Here is a 23,143-nt window from a genome sequence, read left to right as displayed (position 1 = left end):
ATGCGTTGATGAAATGAGCAAACTGCTGAAATGGTCTAAGAACCTGCCGCGGTGGCCTGATTCTTAGCGCTGAAATGGCCTACTTTAACTTGACGAAACACAGGCCGGGGAGTTGGGCCTGGACGCGCCAGTATTCGACGCTGACGAGGTCGCCGCTGCCTTTGGCGGCGGTGCGGCGGGTGTCCCACCAGGAGTCCCGTCCGTACCAGTGCTGGGAATCCGTTTCGGGGTCGACGAGCCAGATCCGTCCGTCGTGTCGGATGGCCAGGGGGTTACCTGCCGGGTCGAGCCGGACCTGGACATGGTTGGTCTGTGTGGGGGTTTCGTGGGTGATGGTCATGAGTGCGTTCTTTCGTGGTGCTGACGTGCGAGTGCGGTCGTGCGGGTGGGGTTAGGCGGCTTTGACGAGTGGGAGTTCGTCCCAGTGGGTGGTGTAGCGGGGGGAGAGCATGTCCCGTTTCATGGTCCAGTCCGGCCCGCCGCGGATCCCGGCATGGCCGAGGCCGATGGAGCCCTGGCCGTAGCGGCGCGTGACGTCTTCGAGGAGTGTTCCGACGCGGCGTTCCTCGTGCGGGTTCTCGAACAGGGCCAGAGGTGCCTGGTTGCCGGTGGGCCGCAGGTCGGTGACCATGATCCCGGCTCTGGCGTATCTCACGCCCTCATTGATGAGCGGGAGGAGCGCGTGGGAGGCCTTGGTCAGGATCACCGGGTCCGCGGTGGGCATCGGCAGCGGGACACAGGCGGAGGGGTAGGACGTGTCGTTCGGGTTGAAGTGTGAGGTCCCGGCGAACGCGGTCAGGACCTTGGCCTGCAGCCCGTGTTTGGCCAACCGGGCCGAGGCTTGCTGCCCGTACACGCTCATGACCTGCCGGATCCCCGCGGCTGTGGTGATGGGGGTGGCGAAGGAACGGGAGAAGATCAGCTGGTCCCGGCCGATCCGTTCTTCCTCCATCGGGATGCAGGGTGTGCCCTGGAGTTCCAGGACGGTGCGCATCATGACCACGGAGAACCGGTCCCGGATCATCACCGGGTCGGCCCTGGACAGGTCGAGGATCGAAAAAATACCCATCACGTTGAGTCGCTTGGTCAGCCGGGTAGCGACGCCCCAGATTTCGATGACCGAGAGCCGGCTCATCAGGCTTTCCCGATTCGCGGCCGGGATGGAGTCCCAGTGGCAGACACCGGCGAACGCAGGGTTGTTCTTGGCCCATTTATTGGCCAGTTTCGCCAGGGTCTTGGTGGCGGCGATCCCGACGCAGACGGGCACGCCGACGTTCCGCCGGACGGCGTTTTTCATCGCTCGGCCGAGTGTCAGCAGTTCGGCGGGGGTGCCTTTGACGCCGAGGAAGGCCTCGTCGATGCTGTAGACCTCCAGCCAGGCCGAGTAGCGGCCCAGCAGTTCCATGACCCGGGCGCTGATGTCCCCGTACAACTCGTAGTTGCTGGACAGCGCCACGAGTCCCCATTCCTTGGCCCGGGGTGCGAGTTTGAACCATGGCTCGCCCATGGGGATGCCGAGGGCTTTGGCTTCGGGGGAGCGGGTGACGGCGCAGCCATCGTTATTCGATAAAACGACGACGGGCCGGCCTTCCAGGGACGGGTTGAAGGCCCGTTCCGCGGAGGCGTAGAAGCAGTTCACGTCCACGTGCGCGATCTGCGGAATGTGCCGCATCAGCGCCGGCTTAGACATCCTGCACCCCGGACAGGGTGCAAGGTTCCGGTTTAACGGAATAGCGGGCGTTAGACATGGTGGAGGCACCGGGTGGCGACACCCCAGATGACCAGGTCCGACAGGGCTGGTACCCGGATGTCCGGATAGGCCGGGTTTTCCGCCTGCAGTACCACCCCTGCGGGGGTGATCCGCAGCCGCTTGATCGTGAGCTCCCCGTCCAGGACGGCGATGACCACGCACCCGTCCTTGGGTTCCAGTGCCCGGTTGACGATCAGTTCATCGCCGTCGCTGATCCCGGCGCGTTCCATCGAGTCCCCGGAGACCCGCACCACGTAGGTGCTGGTGATGTCCTTGATGAGGTGCTCGTTCAGGTCGATCCGGCCATCAAAGTAGTCCTGTGCCGGCGACGGGTACCCGGCAGCTACCGGCACCGGAGAGATCAGTACCGATAACAAAGAGACTCCCGCGTCTATCACGCGGGGACCGACAATAACGCCCACAACACACCTTTATTCGAATATATGTTCGACTCTTTTTAGTGTACTCGCAGGCTCGGACATTCCTATTCGCGACCGCATTGCAGCCGACGCAGGGTAGGTCAGGCACTGTTGGGGCCGGGGCGGGTTGTACCCAATGGGGACAGCTTTGAGCTGTGCGGAGGGCTCCACCTGCCCGCCAGTGGGCACAACCCGCGAGGCCGGATTCCGCTGCGCTCCACCCGGTGTTCGGGCGTCCGCTGCCGCGGCCGGCTGCTGGGCGCTGCCGGTCCGTCGCAGGGCTCCTGCCCGTCATCACCTGTTTGTCTACGACGTCTTTTGGCTGCTGTCCTTCGGATTCTACGTGTCCGCTCCAGCCCGTCTAGCCCCTCCTTCGTCAGGGCCTGCGGTCCGGGAATTTCTCTCCGGCGCTCCTGCGTCGCTGATTTCCTCCAGGAATTTCCCAAACCTTGCCCTGCGGGTAGACAGGCCTCCGTCGGCCACAGCTCCGCAAGCTTCGCCAGCAGCCAAAAAACAACGGGGGGAACAGGGGAGCTGGCCGGTCACCTAGACCGCCCCACCCACCGACATCCTCTGCAAAGGACAAACAACCATGAGCGCAGTTTCAACACAGGCCGTCACCACCGCGGACACCGCCGAAACCATTCCCGCCGCCGTCGTACTGGGCGATTACCACGTCAATGACGGATGGGACTGGATGGACCTGATCGGTCAGCACGGCTGGGCACCGGTGAACGTCTGGGGGTGCGACGGCTGGGACGTGGGCCAATGGCCCTACGTCATCGTGGCCGTCACCCGCACCACGGACAACACCGGTGAATTGTTCGGAGTCGCCAGCTACTGCGAGGGCGACGTGAAAACCACCTACTACCGGACCCAGGCCCGGCAGTGGGACGCAATCACCGAACAGGCGTTCTTCCACTGGAGGAACGGACAGGCCGACGGTCCGGCAGACCTGCCGGACGCGGCGGCGGAACTGCCCAGCCGCTACCGCACCCCCTACGCCCCGGCTTTCGCCTAACAACCCCAACCAGTGGGCGGCCCCACGGGCCGCCCGCCGCCCATACTTCAAGGAGCCACATCATGAGCGAGACCAGCACTCCCAAAGGCATCACCGCCCACATCTTCCGAGACAGTCAGGGCATCGACTTTTCCCGGGCGGAATCTCCGCCCAGGTCACGGAAGTGACCGTCATCGGCCCCGGCCTTGACCCGGTATTCCCCGCACACGAGGACCGGCCCGCGGTCCAGCTGGTGGCACGTGAGGGACTGGACGGCGTCACCATCCACGCCGTGCCCGTGACTCCCGAGGGAGAACCGGCGCCATGGTTCATGTTCGGGGGCACGTTCATTTTCAGCAGTGACTCGCGGTTCCGCAGGGCCGCAGGCCACTATGGGGCCGTGCCGCTGCACGACCGGGTGGAATAGCCCGCTCCGGTGGCCGGGCCAGGTGGTCCGGTCACCGCTGGCGGTCCGCCGTCGTGGCCGGCCAGGGTGCCTGGTAACGGGCGGCGGACCGCCGTCAGCGCCACGGCCAGGAAAGTTGTTCAGTGCCGACGGCGGCCGACGGCGCCGGAATCCACGCGGTGCTTTCTGTGGTGAAGATTCAGGGACGGCTCGCCCGGGCTCACCATCAAGGGCGTCCGCTGGCGCGGCCGGCTGTTGGGCCTGGTCCCGGCGTCGCAGAGCTCCGCCGTGCCCATGCCTGTTGTGTCTACGACGTTTTTTGGCTGCTGTCCTTCGGATTGTACGTGTCCGCTCCAGCCCTTCTAGCCCCTCCTTCGTCGGGGCCTGCGGCCCGGGAATTCCCTCCGGCGCTCCTGCGTCGCTGATTTCCTTGAGGGAATTTCCCGGCCCTTGCCCTGCGGGTAGACAGGCCTCCGTCGGCCACAGCTCCGCAAGCTTCGCCAGCAGCCAAAAAACAACGGGGGGAAAGGGGAGCTGGCCGGTCACCTAGGCCGCCCCACCCACCGACATCCTCTGCAAAGGACAAACAAATCATGACTGAAAAGCTCAACCTCTCCGGTCCCGCTGACCTGCTGGCCACCATCGCCCACCTGCTGGGCCGGACTCCCACGGAGTCCTTCGTGATCCTCACCGCCCAGGGCGGCGCCCTCGGCGCGACCGTCCGCGTTGACGCCCCTGCCCACATCGAGCCGATGAACTACGCCCAAACGCTCACCAGCTACGCGACCAACGACGAGGAAGCCACCGCATCCTACGTCGTGGTCTACAGCGACGAGGACCTTGATAACTACGCCTACGCCGCCCACGTGGCCGCGCTGGTGAACGAGCTGGCCACGGCCCGGATGCCCGTGCGCAACGTCTGGCTGGTGACCTCCACCCACTGGGCTGACTTCGGGACCGACGATCACAACTCACTCGATGAGATCCGCGACAGCAACGCGAACGCCACGCTGGTTTACAACGGAAGCGCCCAGGACGTGGACGTTTACAACCCGGCACTGTTGGGAACGTGGGCGCTGAGCGTTCAGGCACCGGCAGGCAGCGAGGAAGACCGCGCCGCCGCCTGCACCGCATGGGCCGCAGCGCTGGACAGCACCGAAACCCCCGACACGCAAACCATGCGGGAGCTCGCGGGAGCGTTCCAGCACAAGATGATCCGCGACTATCTGTTCTGCGAAACCATCAACACCCAGAACGGCAACTTTGCGGACGTGATGCTGGGCAAGTTCAACGGCCGACCCGACTGGGAACGCGTGGACCGGGCCGAAGCCCTCGCGTTCGAGCTGATGAAAGCAGTACCCTCGGGACAGCGCGCACCCATGCTGACCCTGATGGGCTGGCTGGAATGGCTCAAAGGCCGAGGAACCCAAGCTGACCGGTACCTCAAGCTCGCCGCCTCCGACGTCGAAGACTTCCGGCTGGCCGTCCTGCTCCGCGAACTGATCGGCCGCGGATACATCGCAGACGTAGCCCGCGACTCCACAACGTCCTACCGCCGCCGAATCATCTAGGCCAGAGCAAGGGGGCCGGAACGGATCACCTGTCCGGTCCGGCCCCCTTTTGCCGGTGGCGGGGCGGCCTCCCCCGCTGGCGCTCCTCCGGCCGCCATGGCACGCTCGCGCGGGCGCAGCCAGTCGCCAGCGAACGTGCAGAAACCCTGACTACAGTGAAAGGTGGAACCACCGCCACGACCAGGGGAGCACGTAATCATGGCCACCGGATACATTCGGACCGAAGCCGACCAGCCGGCCCCGGACACCAGCCCCGCCGAAGAGGTAGCCGAGCTGCTGCTTCTCACAGCCGGAGAACCCACCGGCCCGGTCAACATCTCCTGGGAACAGGAACCCGGTAACATCTAAAACACTGCAGCGCTGGTGCTGCACCCCAAGATTTCCTTGCAGAGGAAAAACGAAAGAGGCCGGCGCCCCACCAGGTGCCGGCCTCTCCGCTCTTAAGAGGTCCCGGGATCCCGGCACGCCAGGGCCGGGCCGGCGCGGGTTCAGTGCAGGCTCGCAGGGCTCGCCCTGGTTTCCGCTGCGCTGCAACCAGAGAATGGCCGTCCGCTGCGCTCCCGCCTGTTGGGGTCCGGGCCCGGGCGTCGCAGAGCTCCGCCGGTCCTGGCCCTCTGTCACGTCTTCGACGTTTTTTGGTTGCTGTCCTCCGGATTCTAGGCGTCCGCTCCACCCCGTCTAGCCCCTCCTCCGTCGGGGCCAGCGGGCCGGTAATTTCCCCGACGCGCTCGTGCCTCGCTTATTCCGCCGAAGAATTTCCCGCCCCTTGCCCTGAGGGTAGACAGGGCTCCGTCGGCCACCGAGCAAGCGAGCTTGCCAGCAACCAAAAAACAACGGGGGAGAACGGCAGCAGCTGGCTTAGGTTCGCTGTCCTCTCATCCCATCCTCTGCAAAGGACCTGAACCATGAACATTACCGATGACCGTATGGCCCGCGCCGCTCTGACCCGCATCTTTGAACCCGGCGACCGGGTAGCTCTTGCCCTGGTGGGCAAGCATGGGGCTGTCTGGGCGCTGCGTATCGTGCTCGGTGCTCTGCCCGTCGTCCCTTTCTGGGACATCACCCATGACGAGCTGGAGGCAGCCGTGGCCCGTGGCGCGGGACGCCACACGGACCTTGACCCGCAGAAAGACCTCGACGAGATCGCGGCCCTTGGCGGCGGATTCCTCATCCCCGGGGGCGAGCACTGGCCCGCCGGGCTCGACGATCTGGAAGTTCCCCCGCTGGGACTTTGGTACAGGGGGAACCTCTCCGCAGGATTCCCCACCGCCGATAAATGCGCGGCACTGACCGGCTCCCGCGACTGCACCAGCTACGGCGCGGCCGTCACCGGGGACCTGGCCTACGGCCTCACCCAGCGCGGCATCACCGTCGTTTCAGGACTCGCCTACGGCATCGACGCCCACGCCCACCGCTCAGCACTGGCAGGCAGCACGGTCGAGGCCATGCCGACCATCGCCGTGATGTCCGGCGGCGTAGACCGGTTCTACCCGTCCGGGAACGCCGACCTTGGACGGTCCATCATCGCCAGTGGCCTGATGGTCTCGGAAATGCCCACCGGCACCGCCCCCACCCGGCACCGCTTTTTGCAGCGGAACCGCATCATCGCGGCGCTGTCCGGTGTGGTGTGTGTCGTGGAAGCCCGGTACCGCTCCGGCGCGCTGAACACCGCGCACCACGCCGAAACCATCGCCCGGCACGTGGCAGTGGTTCCCGGTTCCATCCACTCCGCGAACTCGGCAGGATGCCACCGCCTCGCCCGTGAAGGCAGCGCCACCCTGATCACCGAGGTCAACGAACTGATGGAGCTGCTGACCAGCTAAACCCGGTGGTGGCCAGGCCTTCGCGGTCGGGTCACCGCTGGCGGTCCGCCGCTCACCGGCACACCTTGGGAGGGTGGTCACCAGCGGCGGACCGCCATAACGCGCCCCAGCATGCCACCGGCCTACCGCCGGCGGCCCACCACGGAACGTCGGGGGCCACCACTACGTTGGAAAGCAGATCCCAGGCCGCCGGCCACCACCACCCTTTTGACCGTAGAAGAACGGGAACATCATGACGACGAACTTTTGGGATGCCGACGGTGACTTCGACTACGAAGCCCATTACGAGGCAGGCCAGCTCGAGAAAGCTGCCACCGCGGCACAGAGCCTTGGTGCACCGGATCTCACCAACGCCATCCACTACTTCGCACTGAAGGACTTGCCGCAATTAAGCTTCACGCCCGAGCTGCTTACGGCGCTAAAAACATGGCAGCGCCTAGTGAACGAGATCGAGAATGCCCCCGTCGTACAGGACGTCAAGGACCTCAGGCGACAGGCAGAAGACACAGGACGCGCCATCGAAAACCTGACCGAGGCCGCAACGGGCTAGCTCGCCGCGGCTGCCCGCCCAGGGCAACTGCGGTGCCGGCGCCGGTGGAGTGCAGGCTCGCAGGGCTCGCCCTGGTTTCCGCTGCGCTGCAACCAGAGAATGGCCGTCCGCTGCGCTCCCGCCTGTTGGGGTCCGGGCCCGGGCGTCGCAGAGCTCCGCCGGTCCCGGCCCTGTTCTCTACGTCTTCGACGTTTTTTGGTTGCTGTCCTTCGGATTCTAGGCGTCCGCTCCACCCCGTCTAGCCCCTCCTCCGTCGGGGCCAGCGGGCCGGTAATTTCCCCGACGCGCTCGTGCCTCGCTTATTCCGCCGAAGAATTTCCCGCCCCTTGCCCTGAGGGTAGACAGGGCTCCGTCGGCCACCGAGCAAGCGAGCTTGCCAGCAACCAAAAAACAACGGGGGAGAACGGCAGCAGCTGGCACAGTTCCACAGCCCCCTCACCCCGAGTCGATGAACAAGGAGCATCACCACATGACTGCAATCGCAGAAAACCCCACCATCACGGCCACGCCGACGCTGGAATGGCTGGACCCGGCCACCCTGACCGTGGACGTGAACGTTCGCAAGGACGCCGCCCTGACGCCTTCATTCGTGGCCAGCATCAAGGAACACGGCGTGCTTGAACCCGTGATCGCCCACCGCAAGGACGATGGGACAGTGCACGTGTTGATGGGACAGCGCCGCACCCGCGCCGCCGTCGAAGCCGCCCGGCCCCTGATCCCGGTCATGGTGATGGACAGCCCCGAGGAAGCCGAACGAATCGTGACGCAGGTCGTGGAGAACATCCAGCGCTCCGCGCTGACCGAAGCGGACGAGGCCGACGCGTACCACCAGTTGTCTCTGATCGGTGTCTCAGCGGCGCAGATCGCCAAGAAAACCGGGCGGACCAAGATCACCGTCGAGGACGCTCTGAAAGCCAAGTCCACGGACGCCGGGACCGCCGCCCTGGGCAAGGGATGCACCATCGAGGAAGCCCTGATTCTGGCCGAGTTCGAGAACGATACCGACGCGACCGAGGAACTGGAGTCGGTCATTGCCGATGAACCGGACATGCTCCACCACGTGGCTCAGCAGTTGCGGGACCGCCGCGACCGCGCCGAAGCTCTCGCCGCGCTGATCGCGGAATTGGAAGCGGCAGGAAAGACCATCGTCGAAGATGCCGGTCACTACCCGGACGAGGAAAACCTCTACGTTTCGGCCGCACGCCGGGCAGACGGGGAGGAAGCGACCGACGAGGACGCCAACGCCTTCGTGATCACCAGCGATTACCGGGGCGAGCACCACGCCAAGCCGGTCATCATCGGATGGCAGGAACTTGGCTTCACGGCCAAGCATGAACGCTACGACGGCGGCACCACGGCCCAGAAAGGGCCGATGACTGACGAACAGAAAGCCGAACGCAAAACTCTAATCGAGAACAACAAGGCCATGCTTTCAGCCACGACGGTACGCCGTGAATGGGTGGCGGCGCTGTTGGCCAGGAAGCAGGCCCCCAAGGGCTGGCAGTACTTCACCGTCCACGCCATCACCCACCACCCCGAAACCGCCAGCGGCTACGAGGGCGAGGTGGCAACGGACATGCTGGGCGTGAAAGTTGAGGAGTCCAACGCTTGGGCGTGGAACCCGCTGCGGGACCACGTGGCCAAAACCACCACCCGGCCCGAGGTTACCCTGATCGCCCTGATCTGTGCGGGGTACGAAAAGACCATTGCCAAGGATTCGTGGCGCTCACCGCACCAGAGCCACCGGGACTACCTGAACCAGTTGGTCCTCTGGGGATACACCGCATCCGAGGTTGAGCAGATCATCCTCGACAGCGGCAAGTAACCCCCACCGGGCATAGAAGAAGCCCGGACCCTAGATATCGCAAGTACCTAGGCTCCGGGCTTTCTTCTCCCCACATTCTACGGGGAAATCCCGGCAGTCCCCAAGGCGGCCGGGGCCGGGGCCACGAGGACCGGAACCCCAGGAATCGCGGGCGGTCCGCCGCAACGATGGCAGCATTTGCCCGTGGTCACCAGCGGCGGACCGCCGTTTCAACGCGACCACCGCCGGCCCTTGCCTGGTACAGCGCAGCAGTTCACCAGGCATCGTGCACCTCACCACCCGCCGGGTACTCACCCCCCAAAAGATGCCGTGGACGACACAGTGAAGGTTGGTGGCCACCAGGTGCCGGCTGCTGCGGTTCCGGTGCGTGGCCGGCTGGTAGGGCGGCTCTATTCCGAGGACCAGAAACGGGGCGGCTGCACGCCGGAAGCCGACGGACCCACCACCCCTAAAACTCACCCAAAATTGATCCAGAAACCTCTAGATTACGCGGCAAAACCCTATTTATTCAGTTGAATAATTGGTAGAATGGAGGTACCAAGTCAAGCAGTCGAATGCAACTAACACTCATACGAAACCAGGTACTGAAATGACTTCCACCACCGAATACACGGTCTACACCAAACCCGAATGCCCCAGCTGTGACAAGACGAAGGCTTACTTCGAGTCAAAGGGCATCACCTACACATCCGTGGATATCACCAAAGTCCCCGCAGCCCTGGAGTACATCACCGCCGAGCTCGGCTACTCCCAGGCGCCGGTAGTCGTGAACAACTCCGATGACCAGGACCACTGGTCAGGGCTACGACGGGACAAGCTCGTGCACGCCGGCATGAACCACCAAGCAGCATGAGTCCCACGTCCGGCACCGTGGAGGGGGAGCGGTTCCAGCTTAGCCCCCGGTACGAATTCGGAGATGACGAATGGTTCGGCCTTGACGCCAACCCTGAAGGCACCATCAACGTCCCCCTCGTGGACCACTATCTCCCGTACCCGGAATGGACGGAGTACGAGGACCACCACGACACCCGGAACACCTCTCGAAAGGCACCCGCCATCATGGCCGGAGAAACCACGATCACCGTCATCGGAAACCTCACCAACGACCCCGAACTCCGGTTCACGACATCCGGATCCGCGGTAGCCAACTTCACCATCGCCTCCACGCCCCGGACCTTCGACCGGGCCTCCAGCGAATGGAAGGACGGCGAAACACTCTTCCTCCGGGCGGCGGTGTGGCGCGAAGCCGCCGAGAACGTGGCCGAATCCCTGACCAAGGGCATGCGCGTCATCGTCTCCGGCCGGCTGAAGTCCCGCTCGTACGAAACGAAGGAAGGGGAGAAGCGCACCGTGATCGAACTCGAAGTGGACGACATCGGCCCGTCCCTCCGATATGCAAATGCGAAAATCAACCGCACTCAGCGCAGCACCCAGGGAGGACAGGCCAATGCCGGCTTTGCCGGCCAGGGGAACGGCAACACGGGCGGGCAGCCCGCCCCGCCGGATGACCCGTGGGCAACCCCGCAGCCAGCCAACACCGGCGGCTGGGGCAACGGACCCGACTCTGAGCCTCCGTTCTAGGTCGCACCGACTGCAGCCGGCAGTGAAGTGTTGACAGTTGACCAGGCACCCGCAGGCCGAACCCGTGTACCGCCGGCTCACCCGACGGGCACTAAATTCCCCTCCGAAGGAGATTCGACCATGACTGAATTCCACGATGAGCTGCGCGCCCGTGTGCACGGCAGCTACACCCTGGAAGCCGGAACGGAAATGCTCATCCGCGCCTTCGGCGGCCGGTTCGTTGAACCCGGCAACCCATGGATTGACGTGGACCCGATGAGCGGGAAAACGTGGATCGACTTCGGAGGGATCCCGTCCAATGTCGGTGTGCTCTCCGGCGGGGAACAACGGTTCCTCATGCTCGCAGCCTCGGTGGCGGCCGATGTGCCGGTGGGGGTGGGTGAAATTCTCGACGGCCTGGACCGTCTCCTGATGGAGATCGCCCTGGCAGCGTTCGCCCACGCCGCCGGCACCCACGCCGAGACCGGGCTCCGATTCAGCTACGACGGGTTTTCCTTGGACGGCGGAGGCACCCTGTACCCATGGCCGGAACAAAGGACTGAGGACTGACCATGGTCAAACCCACCTCACACATCACCCCGTACTTCACGCAAGACCAGGCCGACCAGGTACGCGCGGCGCTCCAGGCTGCCGGCTCTCTGGAGGGCTACGCGTCGCTGTCTGATTTGGTGGTGGCCGCGACGATGCGGGAGGTGAAGCGCCTGCAGCGCAAACACAACGGCGGCCGCCAGTGGGTCGGCGTGCCGGCCGGGACGGTGCGCCCGGGCCGACGCACCCGCGCCGAAACTGCCGCCAGCGAGGACAGAGCATGAGCCCCCATCGCGCACCCCGCCGGTACGTCGGGATGCTTGTGGCCGCAGCAGCGGCCGCCGCCTTGTTCCTGACCGGCTGCAATCCATACGACAACAAACCACTTACCGTGAAGGCCCAGAAAGTGCCCGAGGCGGTTCGATGCGAACCGACAGGGACAGCGCCCGGTCCTTCGGCCATTGGTTACGATGCCGGTGGTCCGTACCTGGTGGAGAGCGTGGTGGACGGGGACACCCTCCGGATCAGCTGCAACGGGACCTCCACCCGCGTTCGGCTGGTGGGCGTGAACACTCCCGAGACCGAGACCATGAAAGAGGATTCCCCGGTGGAGTGCGGCGGCCCCGAAGCGTCCGAATATCTGCACTCCCAGCTCGAGGGCAAAGACGTGTTTCTGTCCGTGGATCCCGCCCAGGGGGAGAGGGATAAGTACGACCGTCTGCTGGCCTACGTCTGGACCGCAGATGGTGCCCTGGTCAACGAGTCCATCGTGGAGCTCGGCCATGGGGAGGCCACCGGTTATGGCAAGGACTACGCCATGAGCCGCACCTTTGAAGCGGCCGCGGAAAAGGCCAAGGACAAAGCCCTGGGCTTGTGGGCCTGCCCGTTACCACCTGCGCACGACCGTTAGGAGCGGATGTTCATCTTTATCTTCCTCGCAGCTTTCGCGGCTGTGGCCCTGGTGGGCTGGATCATCTACGCGCTCACCCATCCGGTCCTGGCCGGGCAGGGCATCCTGATCTTTCTGTGCAAGGCGGCCGGCGTGGTCGCCCTGCTGTCAGCGCTGGGTTTCTGGATCGGCCAGGGCTTCGCCCAGGCCATCCCCGGATTCCTGTTCATGGCCGGCTTCTTCGTCGCGGCGAACAAACTCGAGCTGCGCTGGCGCAGCTGGTGACCACGCGATGAGTCGCACCCCGGCAGAACGGTTCTGGGCCAAGGTTTCTAAAGGCCCGCGCCCGGATGACTGCTGGCTGTTCACCGGGGCGGTCTCTGATGACGGGTACGGCCGGTTCACCCTGAACGCGGATGGACACACCCAGGCGATCCGCCCGCACCGCTTCGCGTTCCACCTGGCCCACGGCGTTCCCCTGGATTCTTTCGGGGATCTGATGCACCGCTGCGATGTGCCGATCTGCGTCCGGGCCACGACCGGAGCGGACACGCATCTGGATCCCGGAACGAACCGGGAGAACATGGCTGACCGTCTGGCCAAGGGCCGGGACTCCAACGGATCGATGTTCCGCTGGCGCGGACTCTCCCGCGCCCTTTTCGCTGACCGGTCCCGCCTGCTGCGCGATGAGGCCCGCGCCCACGGCTGGGACCGCGAGGACCGCATCCGCGCCCTGCTCACCGGGGCAGACCCCGACGCCCCCACACTCTTCTAGAACAGTGCACCCAAGACGCAGATGGTCCTCGGCATTACTGCCGGGGACCATCGTTGCGTGTGTTGGTTCGCGCTTAGGCCGCCTGCGCTGCTGCGGGCGCTTCCTCGTCCTGGGCATCGGCGGCAGCAACGGGCGTGGCCTCGCTGCGCTCGGCCGCGTCGAGGTCGAGCAGCTTCTTCAGTTCCGCGCCGGTCACACCCAGGCGGGAGGCAACCGCTGACTTCGGTTCGCCGGCAGCAACCATCGCGGCCACCGTGCCGGCGGCGTTCCGTGTTGCCGCTGCGGCGTCCTCTTCGGCCTTGGCCAGGATCGCGTCAGCTTTCGCCTGGGCATCGGCGCGTACCTGGTCGGCCTGTTCCTGCTGTTCGAAGAAATCGGCGGCGAGGTCGATGAGTTTTTCGTGGCGGGCGGTAAGCTCCTGGGCCTTCGCCCGTGCCTTCTCGCGGGCGGCCAACTGCTGCGCGGACTTCCGTGGTGCTGCCATGTTCGTGGGTCCCTCCCCTTGGGTTTTCCATGGGACAGACCTAACGGCTAGCGCCGTGACTGGCCCATGGCCGGCGTGGCCCCCGGATCGGTCCTCGCTCTCGCTCGGGCTGATACACAGCGGTTTGTCCACTCGTGAACAAACCTACAGGAACGGACCTCGCGATGCTCGGGCTGGTCGTGGATCGGTTCCCCACACCTGGACAGCTCCGAGAGAACCCAGGTCTCTCCGCTGCCCACCTGTGGACAACCCCGATCCGTGGCGGTTCAACACAATCGAACGCACCGTGGATAACGAAAAAACGTGTTACCCACCGCCCATTCTCATGTGCAGAACCGCATCAAAGACTTGATGGCCAAAGACAGGGCGCGATTGCCTTCTAGTTTTCTCCCCTGTCGAAAGGCAACCACACCCTGAATCTGTCACACCTCATGCATCATCGACGAGTGAGGTCCCCGGGCGGGGTAGGCTGAGGCGATGATGACCGTGCACAAGCTCAGTGCCGGCGACGGATACACGTACTACACCCGTGAAGTTGCCAGCGGTGACGAGCTGCGCACGAAGGACCGTGCACTAGGGGACTACTACACCGTGGACGGCAACCCGCCCGGCCAATGGGGCGGCGGCGGGGCAGCACTCCTGGGCGTCACCGGCGCGGTAACGGAGACGCAGATGGCGGCCCTTTTCGGTGAAGGGCTGCACCCTGACGCGGCCGCCAAGCTCGCAGCTGACCCGTCCGCCAGGGTCGCCCTGGGCCAGCGGTACCGCAAGCCCACGCAGAAGGACAACGAGCTCCAGGCACGGATCAACACCGCGACCGGTGACTTCCGGCGGATGAACCACCGGGAGCCGGACGCGGATAACCGGCGTCTGATCCGCACCAAGGAAGGCGCCCAATACTTCCGCGAGCTCAACGGCCGCAACCCTTCCGATAAGGAGGAGCTGGGCAGGTTCATCACCGCCCAGACCAAACCAGCGTCCCAGACCGTCGCAGGCTATGACCTGGTCTTCGCACCGGCCAAGTCCGTGTCCCTGCTGTGGGCCGTCGGCGGGCAGGACGCACGCGTCCAGATCGAAGCAGCGCACCACGAAGCCATCAACGAGACCATGGCCTTCCTCGAAAAGGAAGCCACGTTCACCCGCCGCGGCCGCAACGGCGTCCGCCAGGAAGACGTCGAAGGTGGACTCGTCTACACCACGTTCCGCCACTACGACTCCCGCAGCGGGGACCCGCAGCTGCACGATCACGTCGTGGTCTCGAACAAGGTCATGGGCGCTGACGGGAAGTGGTCCAGCCTCGACGGACGCCTCCTGTACCAGTTCAACGTCGCCGCGTCCGAGCACTACAACCGGACCGTCATGGAGAAGGTCTGCACCCGCCTGGGCCTCGGCGTGACGACACGCAAAGTCGCCGGGGACCGGCCCGTGATCGAGATCGCCGGGGTGAACCTCGCCGCCATCGAAGCCGGTTCCTCCCGCTCAGGGGACATCAAACCGGTCCTGGATCAGCTGGTGCAACAGTTCACCGAGGACCACGGCTACGCCCCTGGCACCAAGGCGATGATCGCCCTCGCGCAGCGGGCCACCCTCGACACCCGGCCCGAGAAGAAGGCCGCCCGGAAGCTCTCAGACCTGGTGACCGAGTGGACCGAAGAGTTCTCCCAGGTCCCCGGCATGGCCGTCGGTCCTGCCGCTGTGGCCAAGGCCCGGGCGCACCGGCACGACGCCCGCGACGCCGCCGAGCGCGAGGGCAAACCGCTCGTAACCCACGCTGACGAAGTGGACCCGGCCCTCGAAGCCGCCGGCGTCATCCGCACCCTGGAGCGCAGCCGCGGCGTCTGGGGAGAACACCACATCGACGCCGAAACCCGCCGCCGGCTCGGATCCAAGTTCGGTGAGCTGCCCATCCCCAAGAACCTCATTGAACAGGTCAAGGCCCGCGCCATCGACCAGTTCTCCCTCCGCATTACCGCCACCAACCCGGCCTCACAGATAGAGGCCCTGCGGCTGCGCAACGGTGCCAGCCGGTACGGCAAAGTCCACTCCACCCTCTACACCTCCTCCGGTGTCCTGCACAGTGAAGACCGATTGCTGACCGCCGCCCAGCGCACCGTCATCCCCGCCGCGACTCGGGACGCTTTTGAGCTTGCCCTGGCCACCCAGGACAGAGAATTCGATCCCGGGCAGCTGCGCATGGCCGGCGAGTTCGCATGCAGTGACAAGCTCCTGGTCGTCGGTGTCGGCCCCGCGGGTGCCGGTAAGACCACCGCCTTGAAGCTCGCTGCCGACACGGTGAGGGAGGCCGGCGGCAAGGTGATCGGCCTTGCCCCCACTGCCGCCGCAGCAGCAGTCATGGGCAAGGAACTGGGAGCCAATGCAACCACCATTGACTCCTTTGTTCTCGGCCATAAGACCCAGAACCCCAACAGAGTGGCCCTGGCACCGGGGGATGTGATCTTCCTGGACGAAGCCGGCATGGTCGGCACCGAGCTGTTCGCAGCCGTCGTCACCATCGCCGAACAGCACGGCGCTGTGGTCCGCGCCCTGGGGGATGACAATCAGCTCTCGGCCGTTGGTTCCGGCGGCGCACTGCGGTACCTGAAGAACACCGTCGGTGCCGTGCACCTGGAGGACCTGCACCGCTTCCGGAACGCCGACGGCACCCCCAACCACGCCGAAGCCGCAGCCACCCTCGCGCTGCGCGAACCCCCGGCCGTTGGTGAAGATGACCCGTGGGCCTTCTACCGCCAGAACCGCCGCGTCGTCGGCGGGGATACCGAAACGATGACCTCCCACGTCTACACCGCCTGGGAGAAAGACACCGCCGCCGGCAAGCACTCGGTGATGATGGCCTTCGACAACACCACCGTCACCGAACTCAACGCCCGCGCCCAGTCCTACCGGATCGGCACCGGCGCCCTGGCCGACGGCCCGACCGCAACCCTGCGTGACGGGCTCGCCGCCCGCGCCGGAGACGTCATCGTGACCCGGCAGAACAACCGCCGCCTGTCCCTGAACCGCGGCAAAGACTTCGTGAAAAACAACGACGTCTGGACCGTGACCGGGATCCACGCCGACGGGTCCCTGACCGCCAAACACCAGGGCCACGCCGGCACGATCACCCTCCCAAAGGAGTACGTGCGGGAGAACACGATGCTCGGCTACGCCGCCACCATCCACCGCACCCAGGGCCTGACCTGCGACACCACCCACGCCCTGATCGGCTCCGGCCTCTCCCGCTCCCTGGCCTACGTCGCCGCGTCCCGTGGACGGGAGTCCAACCACCTCTACGGCGTGGTCCAGGACGGCGAAACCCTGGCTGACGTGCTGCGGACCGTGGCGGGGAACCACGACGGGAACCTCACCGCACACGAACAGATCGACGCCGCCCGCGCAGCCGCCCGGGCACTGCCGGACATGGTCAGCATCTACAAAGACTTTGACGACCAGGCCAACGAACTGCGGATGGCCAACACCGCCCGCAACACCTTGGGCGAAGGCGCTGCGGAGCCGTTCATCGCCTCCGACGCGTGGGGAGCAATCGCCACCCACCTCCGCAAAGCCGAGAACGAGGGCTTCAACATCGCCAACCTCCTCACCGACGCCGCCCGGGATCCGTTCGAGGAATCCCAGGACCCAGGGGCCGTCCTGGCCTGGCGCGTGGAGGACAAACTGGACTACTGGCGCACCCGCGCCGAAACCCCCGTCCGCCGGCCACTGGAAGCCATCAGCGACGAAGCACTCGAACGCCTCCACCGCCGCGCAGCCGGTGAGCTGATCCGCGCCCAGGCCAACACAGCCCAGAACCCCGCCACCCCGGCACCGGACAGGCGGGACCTGGCCCGGAACTGGCTGGCCGAGACCAAGGAAACCCCGTGGCAGTCCCGGCTCCACGGCCACATCAGCGACAATGACCTGGATTCACGGATCACCCGGGCCAACGAACAGCTCCGCACCGACGCCACGATCAACGATCCCGCCAAGGCGGCGAAAGCCCGCTGGCTCACCGGATCCCTGCAAAAGGAGAAAGCGTTGCGGGAGCTGATGCCTGAGCCCGTCCGCGCGGATGAAGCCTACGAACGCGGCGCGGTCACCAACTACACCCGCGACAAGAACGCACCCCGGGTCCGTGCCGCCGAGCAGATCCTCCGCCGGATCGAGGCCGAGCAGTCGCTCCGCCGCCGCCTCCCCGAACCCGTGCCCACCGCCCCCGCCCAGGACGGGCTGCCGGCATGGATGGCCCCGGCCGACGTCATCACCCACCAGGACACCCCGGCCCTGTGGCGCAAAGAACTCGCAGAACGCCGCGAGGTCATGGCCCTAGAGGTCAACCGCCTCGGATCCCAGCTGGCCGCCGAACCCCCGGCCTGGGCACAAGCCCTCGGACCGGTCCCCTCCGACACCGCCAGGCAGCAGCAATGGCGGGACCTGGCCGTGGAGGTCAAAACCTTCCGCGACACCTACCGGATCCCCGACACGGACACGACAGTCCTACCCGCCGAATACACCGACAAGGGGACCGGTGCCGAGCTGGCCACCCGCGTGACAGCCATGCACAAATACTCCGCCCAGACCAAGAAGGAACCACTATCGGCCGAGGACGCCAAACTCATGGCCGAAGCCGCCGAAGTCCAGGCAACGGTGGCCGTCGAACCGACGCCCGCAGAACGCGTCGTCGACGTCCTGCGGGAGGAACGCTCCCAGGACGTCGCCCTGACCCCCGAGCAGGAACGCGCCGAACACGTCGCCGGTACCGCGCGGAAGGTCCGCGAGAACCTGGACGGCCGCCCGGGTGCACCGGCGCCGGAACAGACCCCGGAAGCCGTCACCGAAGCACTGAAAGACATTGCCGCACGCCGGGCAGAGGAGCGCTCCACCGGCGAGACTGCCGGCGCGGACGCCAGGACGTCATGGCAAGAGAGGCTGGCCGCCGCTCAACACAATCAGCCCGCCGCCGGCAGCGGTTTCGCCGAGAAGCTGGCCAACATCCGCAAGGCCCAGGAAGACCAGGCCGCGGAAGAAGCCAAACGTAAGGCAGCCCGCCGCGGACCCGCCGCCGGCCCGGACCAGAGCCGCCGCGGCCCCACCCTGTAGGGCGCCGACCCGTTCGCCGGCACCGGCCCGCGGTCGGCCCGGAATAACACTGACCCCGAGGGAGGATGACATGCCGCGAGGGCACGAAGAGGCAGATCGTCAGCAGGATGCAGACCGGGGGAGCGATCAGGACGTCATCGCGGAGGCCCTGCGGCTGCTGGCCGAACTGGACAACACGCCCCTGACCCACATGACCCCATTGTTCTACCAACACGGATTCGAAGAGTTACGGATGATCACGGGCGACCTGCTGCGGGTCCTTGGACACGACCCGGGCGAGTAGCCAGCCCTGGCGTGTGGAGCCCACGCTGCAATAGTCCAAAGTACTTTGGACTATTGCAGCGCTGACGGGTCAGCACGTACGTTGCGACGAAGTGGCGTAGTAAATTTCCCCGAGTCTCTCTACCTTCCGATGAGGGCGCTGTCGGCCGGCGGGCGGACGGCCTGCGGGTCTGCATCGATGCTGTAGATCGTCTCGAAGCGGTCGGTCAGCATGGAAATGTCTTCAAGGGTGATGTTAATGAACGCTGACCGTTTCTTCAGGTGCAGGACGAGTTCAGTCTGCGGCCACAGCAACTGGTCAACGTACGTGTTAAACGACCGGCCGCTGGCTCTGGTGTAGTCCGCCAGCGCCTTCTGGCCGGTGATCCGCCGACCGTAGGTGAGCTCGATGTCGACGTCCCCCAGGGGGTTAATCTCCGGGCTGAGATAGCTCCCGAAGACCCTGAGCGTATTGATAAACACTGGATTTCCCGGGTCCGCGTTGTAGTCCCGCGCACGTTCCAGTAACCCGGTAACGAGCCGGTCTGCGGTCTTTCTGCTGATCGGCTTTCCGAAACTTGCCATCACCAATGCATTGCCCTGGATGGTCGTGTCCCACCACACGTCCCCGTCGTTGTCGACCCGGACCTTCTCCAGATACCCGGCAGCTTCCAAGCCCGCAACGACTGCCTCAAGTTCAAATTCCGTGCCGTCGAGCAGGTCGGCGGCAACATCAGCGACCCCTTCCCTGCCCCGGAACTTGCGGGCAATGGCCCGGGCCAACTCGGCCGGCAGCCCAGCGATGGAATCCGTTTTTGAAACCCTCATGACCAAAGTTTAGGCATTCCCTGGCCACCTGGTCCCGAGGTTCTCCAGTCCCATTGACGTGGGAACAACGGTGCATTGGTGTACGTTGCAGTCTCGTCAGAAAGAACTGCGCAGAAAACGTCAGAAATGAGAATCACCCAAAGTGGCAACTGATTACGACGAAGTCCGTTCCGATGTCAAGGAATCCCAAGACCGCTCACTGGAGGCCCTTCACTCAGCGAATGCCCCCGATGCCCGCAGCGTCGTCACCGAACTCGACGAAGCGGATGCCCTCGATGAGGGCCTGACTCCTGGGGGAGAGATCGTCGCCGAGGAGCTGATCGTTCAGGTCATTCCTCAGGCCGCGGACGAGTTCACCTGCTACTCCTGTTTCCTCGTCCGGCACCGGTCTCAACTCGCACGGGAAGCCAACGACCACTCATACTGCATCGAGTGCGAAGGCTAACTGCTCTATTGAGCCCTGCATTGTCCAGACAGTGTCTGGACAATTGAGTACGTCGGCGTCGGTGCCCCCACGCAGGTGCAGCGGGGGTCGGCGCCGGGCGGACCGGACGAACGGCCTCGGGCGCAGTAACCAACCTGATACGGTGAGATTCACAAGGTTCACAGGATTCATCGATATTCACAGGAGCGCTCATGGAAAACCCGTTTCGCCCGACAGCAGGGGCGACTCCGCCCGATCTGGTCGGGCGCGGGGGAGTGCTGGACGAGTTCGCATACGGCCTACGTCTCGGTTCGGGCGCCCCAGGTCTCTTGACCATCTTCACGGGAGCCCGGGGTATCGGCAAGACCGTCATGCTGGGCGCCGCCGAAGATCTCGCCATAGCAAGTGGCTGGGCGGTAGTTTCCGAGACAGCTACCGGAGGATTCCTGAGCCGCATTGGTGAAGCAATGCGACGGCTGACCAATGAACTGGGCGACGGGCCCACAGGCCGGCGGGTTACGGCGTTGTCAGTTGCCGGCTTCGCTGTCACGACCCAACTCGCTCCTGAGGAACAGGTTGACTGGCGTGTCCGTGGTGCAGAGCTTCTCCGTCTGCTGGCACAGCGCGGCACCGGCCTTGTTATCACCGTTGACGAGATCCATGCCGCTGATCGCACGGAATTGTCCCAACTCGCGGCCGACGTGCAGCACTTCATTCGCGAGGGACTGCCCATCGGACTCATCTTTGCCGGATTGCCTGCCGCAGTCTCCGACCTGCTCAATGAAGGAGTCGCCACGTTCTTGCGCAGAGCCGACCGCATTGACCTCCACGCAGCTTCCATCGCTGAAGTCGAACGCTCCTTTGCCGAAACATTTGAAGGAGCAGGGAAGACTCTCGGCCCCGAACTGGCCCGGAACGCGGCAGAAGGCACAGGCGGCTACCCTTTCCTGATCCAACTGGTCGGCTACTACCTCTGGCAGGAAGCGGAAAGTGCTCTTGGAGGCCTGGATAGCGCAGCTGTAAACAGAGCAGTCGCCGCAGCCCGCCGCCGAAACGAACGCGTGGTCATCGAAGCTGCACTGTCTACAACATCTGGGAGGGATCGCGATTTCCTTCAGGCCATGGCGGAGGATCCCGGGTCTTCCTCCACCACAGACATCGGCAAACGAACCGGCATGCGGCCCAACGCCGTGGGAAACTACCGAACCCGGCTGCTTGACGCCGGGCTCATAGAACCTGCAGGACACGGGCTTGTGGACTTCGCAATCCCCGGACTACGCGAATATCTGACATCGCGCCCTGCACAGTAGAAGAAGCCCGTTTGCCCGGCTTTCAGTGGCCTGAGTGCTTGTGACAACTGGTTCCAAGAGGCCGCCGGTGTGATCGAAATGAGTCACGCACCCACCTTTTACAGGGAACTCCAAGGTTCAGGTACGCATAATGTACCGAAGCTCCGGTCAACCGCTATTTGACTGGAGCTTCGCCAATGTGAGAGTTTCCCGGTCGCGTCCGGCTTCATCGATGGCCGGCCGCATAGGCAGGCACCCAAAGCTTAGGGATACGGTCCTCGTTGCCGGCGGCCCAAGTCTTCTGTCAGATCTGAGTCTGAGACTGTCTACTCAGGGGGATGCAGGAACCGTCGTAGGACCCTATTCTGACGGTGTTTTACCCGGCTGCCTGACGTCCGGTTGGGGTGTGCCCCAACTGGACGAACACGGCCCGTGGGCCAGGTCGTCCCGGCTACACAAGAGGCCGCGTTTGACCTCGTCTAACTTCAAGCAGGCCTGGTCCTACAGCATGGTTCGGAGGGCACGAATAGTTCGAAGTCGAGTATGGAGGCGTACCAGTATCGGGCGTTGCGGAGGATCCCGTTTTCATGCTTTGGCCCACTTGCGTAAGTAAGTTGAACACATCCGTCATGATTGGCATGGCGAAAGCAGCGAAGGCGGGGCCGTTTGCAAGTGCTGCGTGCGGTGCGGCAAGGACGACGATAGGGCGGCAGTGCGACCGGGACTCCAACTGGCTTGGGTGGTCCAATGGTTTGGGTTCAGAACGGCCGCACAAATCACTAGACCACCGATGCACGATCCGTCTCGGCGAGGAAGTCTAGGACTGTGTGCGCACCGGCCTCTAGTTGGTCGGTGAACAGTTGATGTCCGCACTCGGGAAGCACAGTGAGGCGCGCGCCGCTAATGGCCTGCGCCAATTGGCGAGCGTTCTCCACTGAAACGAGTCGGTCTTGTTCGCCATGCAGCAAGAGCGTGGGGCAGGCAATTTCGGACAGTTCATCCAGCCGTTCCCATTCCCCGGCAGCCGCCAACTGGCCGCGATAGCCCTCCTCCGACGTGGGGCGCTGAGCGCGGACGGCTAAGTCTTCGTTGATCTTGTCGACGCCTGTGTGCTTCGCGTAGGCCAAGCTAGCGAGGTAACTCGTCCTTTCGTCTGGGCTTAGCTCTGCAGCTCGGGCTACTGCATCGAGGCTGGCCCTGTCACTCACCATGTGGGGTGCCCCGGCATGAGTGGACACCAGGACAAGGCTGGACACGAGGTCCGGGTGCGCCAACGCGAGTTCCTGCGCGATCAAGCCGCCCATCGAAATTGCTACGACGCGGACCTGCGAGGCGCCGGAGGCCTGAACGACTCCCACCGCGGCATCGGCGAGCATCGACATGGTGAACGGCCCAGGCGGGGTCTGCGTGCGGCCGGTGCCAAGGTTGTCGAAAGTGATCACGCGATGGTGCGGCGCCAGAAGGGGAACCAGGCGGAACCACGAATCTGAGGGGGAGCTCAGACCGCTGATGAGCAGGACGGGCGTCCCGTCACCTACTGTGTCCCACCAGACCTCTGACTCTCCCATCCGAACAAACGGCATGCTGGTTCCTCTCTTCAGCCAGTGCGCCGGTCTTGCCTCGGTCGGACCGAAGCAAGACTAGTC

The 23,143-nt window shown here is 64.8% G+C and carries 24 protein-coding genes; 18 read left to right on the top strand and 6 right to left on the bottom strand.

All coding sequences use genetic code 11. The features are described from left to right. Positions 1 to 79: 79 nt before the first annotated feature. From NG698_RS20025 to NG698_RS20015, 3 genes are read right to left on the bottom strand one after another with little or no spacing between them, the layout of a single operon-like run. Complete coding sequence (locus NG698_RS20025) at positions 80 to 340, bottom strand: hypothetical protein (protein WP_252611947.1); 261 nt, start codon at positions 338 to 340, stop codon at positions 80 to 82. 51 nt (positions 341 to 391) lie between these two features. Then, entirely contained in the window at positions 392 to 1,690 is a 1,299-nt protein-coding gene (locus tag NG698_RS20020) for a Y-family DNA polymerase (protein WP_252611945.1), read from the bottom strand. Positions 1,691 to 1,740: 50 nt separating this feature from the next. Beyond that, positions 1,741 to 2,172, bottom strand: a complete 432-nt coding sequence (locus tag NG698_RS20015) for a LexA family protein (RefSeq protein ID WP_252611943.1) — start codon at positions 2,170 to 2,172, stop codon at positions 1,741 to 1,743. A gap of 589 nt (positions 2,173 to 2,761) precedes the next feature. Here NG698_RS20015 and NG698_RS20010 point away from each other — a divergent pair. From NG698_RS20010 to NG698_RS19945, 14 genes are all read left to right on the top strand, one after another. Continuing rightward, positions 2,762 to 3,190 (top strand): hypothetical protein, encoded by a 429-nt coding sequence (locus NG698_RS20010; RefSeq protein ID WP_252611941.1) that lies wholly within the window; start codon positions 2,762 to 2,764, stop codon positions 3,188 to 3,190. Positions 3,191 to 3,353: 163 nt separating this feature from the next. Further along, a complete protein-coding gene (locus tag NG698_RS20005; protein ID WP_252611939.1) occupies positions 3,354 to 3,596 on the top strand; it encodes a DUF8317 domain-containing protein in 243 nt (80 codons plus the stop codon). 572 nt (positions 3,597 to 4,168) lie between these two features. Beyond that, positions 4,169 to 5,146: a DUF4192 family protein gene (locus NG698_RS20000; protein ID WP_252611937.1), complete on the top strand. Its 978-nt coding sequence runs from the start codon at positions 4,169 to 4,171 to the stop codon at positions 5,144 to 5,146. Positions 5,147 to 5,344: 198 nt separating this feature from the next. Further along, positions 5,345 to 5,494, top strand: coding sequence for a hypothetical protein (locus NG698_RS19995; RefSeq protein WP_252611935.1), 150 nt, complete (start codon positions 5,345 to 5,347; stop codon positions 5,492 to 5,494). Positions 5,495 to 6,051: 557 nt separating this feature from the next. Beyond that, positions 6,052 to 6,969, top strand: a complete 918-nt coding sequence (gene dprA / locus NG698_RS19990) for a DNA-processing protein DprA (RefSeq protein WP_252611933.1) — start codon at positions 6,052 to 6,054, stop codon at positions 6,967 to 6,969. A gap of 232 nt (positions 6,970 to 7,201) precedes the next feature. Then, positions 7,202 to 7,519 carry a hypothetical protein gene (locus tag NG698_RS19985; RefSeq protein ID WP_252611931.1) on the top strand — a complete coding sequence of 106 codons (318 nt, stop codon included), beginning with the start codon at positions 7,202 to 7,204 and terminating at the stop codon, positions 7,517 to 7,519. Positions 7,520 to 8,015: 496 nt separating this feature from the next. Then, positions 8,016 to 9,344, top strand: a complete 1,329-nt coding sequence (locus tag NG698_RS19980) for a ParB/RepB/Spo0J family partition protein (protein ID WP_252611957.1) — start codon at positions 8,016 to 8,018, stop codon at positions 9,342 to 9,344. Between the two features lie 589 nt (positions 9,345 to 9,933). Then, the gene (locus tag NG698_RS19975) at positions 9,934 to 10,197 is read left to right on the top strand and encodes a glutaredoxin family protein (protein WP_252611929.1); all 264 of its coding nucleotides are present in this window, start codon (positions 9,934 to 9,936) and stop codon (positions 10,195 to 10,197) included. Next, on the top strand, positions 10,194 to 10,925 hold the full coding sequence (locus NG698_RS19970; protein WP_252611926.1) for a single-stranded DNA-binding protein: 732 nt from the start codon (positions 10,194 to 10,196) through the stop codon (positions 10,923 to 10,925). The genes NG698_RS19975 and NG698_RS19970 overlap by 4 nt, the downstream gene beginning before the upstream one ends. 120 nt (positions 10,926 to 11,045) lie before the next feature. Further along, on the top strand, positions 11,046 to 11,474 hold the full coding sequence (locus NG698_RS19965) for a hypothetical protein (protein ID WP_252611924.1): 429 nt from the start codon (positions 11,046 to 11,048) through the stop codon (positions 11,472 to 11,474). Positions 11,475 to 11,476: 2 nt separating this feature from the next. After that, positions 11,477 to 11,737 carry a ParB family protein gene (locus tag NG698_RS19960; protein ID WP_252611916.1) on the top strand — a complete coding sequence of 87 codons (261 nt, stop codon included), beginning with the start codon at positions 11,477 to 11,479 and terminating at the stop codon, positions 11,735 to 11,737. Then, positions 11,734 to 12,363, top strand: coding sequence for a thermonuclease family protein (locus tag NG698_RS19955; RefSeq protein WP_252611913.1), 630 nt, complete (start codon positions 11,734 to 11,736; stop codon positions 12,361 to 12,363). Before NG698_RS19960 ends, NG698_RS19955 begins: the two co-directional genes overlap by 4 nt. A gap of 6 nt (positions 12,364 to 12,369) precedes the next feature. Beyond that, positions 12,370 to 12,627, top strand: a complete 258-nt coding sequence (locus NG698_RS19950; protein ID WP_252611911.1) for a chemotaxis protein — start codon at positions 12,370 to 12,372, stop codon at positions 12,625 to 12,627. A gap of 7 nt (positions 12,628 to 12,634) precedes the next feature. Continuing rightward, positions 12,635 to 13,117 (top strand): hypothetical protein, encoded by a 483-nt coding sequence (locus tag NG698_RS19945; protein WP_252611909.1) that lies wholly within the window; start codon positions 12,635 to 12,637, stop codon positions 13,115 to 13,117. A 73-nt stretch (positions 13,118 to 13,190) separates the two neighbouring features. Here the strand turns inward: NG698_RS19945 and NG698_RS19940 are convergent, their stop codons facing one another. Then, entirely contained in the window at positions 13,191 to 13,601 is a 411-nt protein-coding gene (locus tag NG698_RS19940; RefSeq protein WP_252611907.1) for a hypothetical protein, read from the bottom strand. A gap of 477 nt (positions 13,602 to 14,078) precedes the next feature. On the opposite strand from NG698_RS19940, the gene mobF reads away from it, so the two are divergent. Then, complete coding sequence (gene mobF / locus NG698_RS19935) at positions 14,079 to 18,695, top strand: MobF family relaxase (RefSeq protein ID WP_252611905.1); 4,617 nt, start codon at positions 14,079 to 14,081, stop codon at positions 18,693 to 18,695. Positions 18,696 to 18,765: 70 nt separating this feature from the next. Further along, complete coding sequence (locus NG698_RS19930) at positions 18,766 to 18,978, top strand: hypothetical protein (RefSeq protein ID WP_252611903.1); 213 nt, start codon at positions 18,766 to 18,768, stop codon at positions 18,976 to 18,978. A 119-nt stretch (positions 18,979 to 19,097) separates the two neighbouring features. Here the strand turns inward: NG698_RS19930 and NG698_RS19925 are convergent, their stop codons facing one another. Continuing rightward, the gene (locus NG698_RS19925) at positions 19,098 to 19,784 is read right to left on the bottom strand and encodes a hypothetical protein (RefSeq protein ID WP_252611901.1); all 687 of its coding nucleotides are present in this window, start codon (positions 19,782 to 19,784) and stop codon (positions 19,098 to 19,100) included. Positions 19,785 to 19,926: 142 nt separating this feature from the next. Here NG698_RS19925 and NG698_RS19920 point away from each other — a divergent pair, with 142 nt between their 5' ends. Next, positions 19,927 to 20,229 carry a DUF4193 domain-containing protein gene (locus NG698_RS19920; RefSeq protein WP_252611899.1) on the top strand — a complete coding sequence of 101 codons (303 nt, stop codon included), beginning with the start codon at positions 19,927 to 19,929 and terminating at the stop codon, positions 20,227 to 20,229. Between the two features lie 191 nt (positions 20,230 to 20,420). Then, positions 20,421 to 21,518 (top strand): ATP-binding protein, encoded by a 1,098-nt coding sequence (locus NG698_RS19915; RefSeq protein WP_252611897.1) that lies wholly within the window; start codon positions 20,421 to 20,423, stop codon positions 21,516 to 21,518. 758 nt (positions 21,519 to 22,276) lie between these two features. Here the strand turns inward: NG698_RS19915 and NG698_RS19910 are convergent. Next, entirely contained in the window at positions 22,277 to 23,080 is an 804-nt protein-coding gene (locus NG698_RS19910; RefSeq protein WP_252611895.1) for an alpha/beta fold hydrolase, read from the bottom strand. Between the last annotated feature and the right edge of the window lie 63 nt (positions 23,081 to 23,143).

Origin of the sequence: Pseudarthrobacter raffinosi (assembly GCF_023913735.1) — a bacterium.
Classification (GTDB): Bacteria; Actinomycetota; Actinomycetes; order Actinomycetales; family Micrococcaceae; genus Arthrobacter; species Arthrobacter raffinosi.
The sequence above is the reverse complement of the archived record's forward strand: the minus strand, read 5'-3'. Positions and strand labels throughout refer to the sequence as shown.

Excerpts from the sequence above, each read along its gene's own strand:
- NG698_RS20025 (WP_252611947.1), bottom strand. The coding sequence starts at position 340 with ATGACCATCACCCACGAAACCCCCACACAGACCAACCATGTCCAGGTC.
- NG698_RS20020 (WP_252611945.1), bottom strand. The coding sequence starts at position 1,690 with ATGTCTAAGCCGGCGCTGATGCGGCACATTCCGCAGATCGCGCACGTG.
- NG698_RS20010 (WP_252611941.1), top strand. The coding sequence starts at position 2,762 with ATGAGCGCAGTTTCAACACAGGCCGTCACCACCGCGGACACCGCCGAA.
- NG698_RS20000 (WP_252611937.1), top strand. The coding sequence starts at position 4,169 with ATGACTGAAAAGCTCAACCTCTCCGGTCCCGCTGACCTGCTGGCCACC.
- NG698_RS19995 (WP_252611935.1), top strand. The coding sequence starts at position 5,345 with ATGGCCACCGGATACATTCGGACCGAAGCCGACCAGCCGGCCCCGGAC.
- dprA (WP_252611933.1), top strand. The coding sequence starts at position 6,052 with ATGAACATTACCGATGACCGTATGGCCCGCGCCGCTCTGACCCGCATC.
- NG698_RS19985 (WP_252611931.1), top strand. The coding sequence starts at position 7,202 with ATGACGACGAACTTTTGGGATGCCGACGGTGACTTCGACTACGAAGCC.
- NG698_RS19975 (WP_252611929.1), top strand. The coding sequence starts at position 9,934 with ATGACTTCCACCACCGAATACACGGTCTACACCAAACCCGAATGCCCC.
- NG698_RS19970 (WP_252611926.1), top strand. The coding sequence starts at position 10,194 with ATGAGTCCCACGTCCGGCACCGTGGAGGGGGAGCGGTTCCAGCTTAGC.
- NG698_RS19965 (WP_252611924.1), top strand. The coding sequence starts at position 11,046 with ATGACTGAATTCCACGATGAGCTGCGCGCCCGTGTGCACGGCAGCTAC.
- NG698_RS19960 (WP_252611916.1), top strand. The coding sequence starts at position 11,477 with ATGGTCAAACCCACCTCACACATCACCCCGTACTTCACGCAAGACCAG.
- NG698_RS19955 (WP_252611913.1), top strand. The coding sequence starts at position 11,734 with ATGAGCCCCCATCGCGCACCCCGCCGGTACGTCGGGATGCTTGTGGCC.
- NG698_RS19950 (WP_252611911.1), top strand. The coding sequence starts at position 12,370 with ATGTTCATCTTTATCTTCCTCGCAGCTTTCGCGGCTGTGGCCCTGGTG.
- NG698_RS19945 (WP_252611909.1), top strand. The coding sequence starts at position 12,635 with ATGAGTCGCACCCCGGCAGAACGGTTCTGGGCCAAGGTTTCTAAAGGC.
- NG698_RS19940 (WP_252611907.1), bottom strand. The coding sequence starts at position 13,601 with ATGGCAGCACCACGGAAGTCCGCGCAGCAGTTGGCCGCCCGCGAGAAG.
- mobF (WP_252611905.1), top strand. The coding sequence starts at position 14,079 with ATGATGACCGTGCACAAGCTCAGTGCCGGCGACGGATACACGTACTAC.
- NG698_RS19930 (WP_252611903.1), top strand. The coding sequence starts at position 18,766 with ATGCCGCGAGGGCACGAAGAGGCAGATCGTCAGCAGGATGCAGACCGG.
- NG698_RS19925 (WP_252611901.1), bottom strand. The coding sequence starts at position 19,784 with ATGAGGGTTTCAAAAACGGATTCCATCGCTGGGCTGCCGGCCGAGTTG.
- NG698_RS19915 (WP_252611897.1), top strand. The coding sequence starts at position 20,421 with ATGGAAAACCCGTTTCGCCCGACAGCAGGGGCGACTCCGCCCGATCTG.
- NG698_RS19910 (WP_252611895.1), bottom strand. The coding sequence starts at position 23,080 with ATGCCGTTTGTTCGGATGGGAGAGTCAGAGGTCTGGTGGGACACAGTA.